The organism is Sedimentibacter sp. B4 (assembly GCF_000309315.1).
Lineage (GTDB): Bacteria > Bacillota > Clostridia > Tissierellales > Sedimentibacteraceae > Sedimentibacter > Sedimentibacter saalensis.
In genome coordinates, this window is record NZ_CANG01000784.1 from 1 (window position 1) to 212 (window position 212).

Genomic DNA, 212 nt, shown 5'->3' on the forward strand with positions numbered 1-212 from the left:
TCTACTACCGCCGCATGAACGACATTCCGGCATCGTGGGGGACTGCGGTCAACGTCCAGTCGATGGTGTTCGGCAACACCGGCGACACCTCCGGTACCGGCGTGGCGTTCTCGCGCAACCCGGCCACCGGCGAGGCGGGCCTGTTCGGCGAGTTCCTGATGAACGCCCAGGGCGAGGACGTCGTGGCCGGCATTCGTACGCCGGAGACGATC

The 212-nt window shown here is 67.0% G+C and carries 1 protein-coding gene; it reads left to right on the forward strand.

What is annotated here, in order from left to right; translation table 11 throughout:
• The coding region (locus BN358_RS24335) for a PEP/pyruvate-binding domain-containing protein (protein ID WP_304412800.1) at nucleotides 1-212 on the forward strand (212 nt) is incomplete at both ends.